1 pseudogene is annotated in these 1,006 nt (G+C 70.7%); it reads right to left on the reverse strand.

The window, feature by feature from the left end:
* Positions 1-1,006, reverse strand: a pseudogene (locus JCM9942_RS16730) (FAD-dependent monooxygenase); the annotation flags it as partial.

Genomic DNA, 1,006 nt, shown 5'->3' on the forward strand with positions numbered 1-1,006 from the left:
TAGACGCCGGCGGCGCGCTTCCACAGCATCGACAGCACGGCGGCAGCCGCCCGGCCAGGCCAAGCACGGTGCCGCGCGCCAGGGTCAGGTGCATCTCTCGTTGGAGAACAGCGTGTTGATCGCATCGAACTGTAGGCGGCAACCGTGTTCTCGCTGCGACGGGTGCGCGCCCAGCGTTGCAGGCGGTGCGGTGTGCTCCAGTCCTGCCGGCGCTGCCGGGCCTGACGCACCAGATCACGCAGCCCGGCCACATCGCGCAGGCCCAGATTCACGCCCTGCCCGGCCAGCGGATGCACCACATGCGCGGCATCGCCCAGGGTCAGCACGCGGCCGGCGACATAGGCCTTGGCCAGCTGCCGGCGCAGCGGGAACGCCGCACGCGGCGAGACCGGTGTCATCGGCCCCAGCCGTCCGGCGAAGGCGTTGGTCAGTTCGCGCCCGAACGCGGCATCATCCAGCGCCAGCACCCGCTCGGCCTCGGCATCGGGCAGGGTCCAGACAATCGAGCTGCGGTACTTTTCATACGGCAGCACCGCCAGCGGACCGGTATCCAGGAAGCGCTGCCAGGCGGTGGCCTCATTGGGCCGCTCACTGTCGATGTAGCCGACCACGCCGCGCTGGCCATAGTCGTGCCTGCTGACCTCCAGTCCGGCCAGCGTGCGCAGAGTCGATTCGCCGCCATCGGCGGCAATGGCGATGGCCGCTTCGACGCGGCGGCCATCGTCCAGGCGCAGCCGCACGCTGTGCGCGTCCTGCTCCATCGATTCCACCGTGCCGGGCAATACACCTGCACTCCGGCCGCCGGCAACGCCGCCCACAGCCGGTCCACCAGCAATCCGTTCTCGACGATCCAGCCCAGCTCGCGCCGGCCCAGGGTGTCCGCATCGAAGGTGAGATCGCCGCCACCGGCGGCATCCCAGACCGACATGCGCCGGTACGGGCACACCTGCGCGCGCTCGATCTGTGCCCACACCCCCAGCGCCTGCAGCAGCGCGGCGTTGTCGGC

The sequence above is a fragment of the Stenotrophomonas pictorum JCM 9942 genome (assembly GCF_001310775.1).
Classification (GTDB): Bacteria; Pseudomonadota; Gammaproteobacteria; order Xanthomonadales; family Xanthomonadaceae; genus Stenotrophomonas; species Stenotrophomonas pictorum.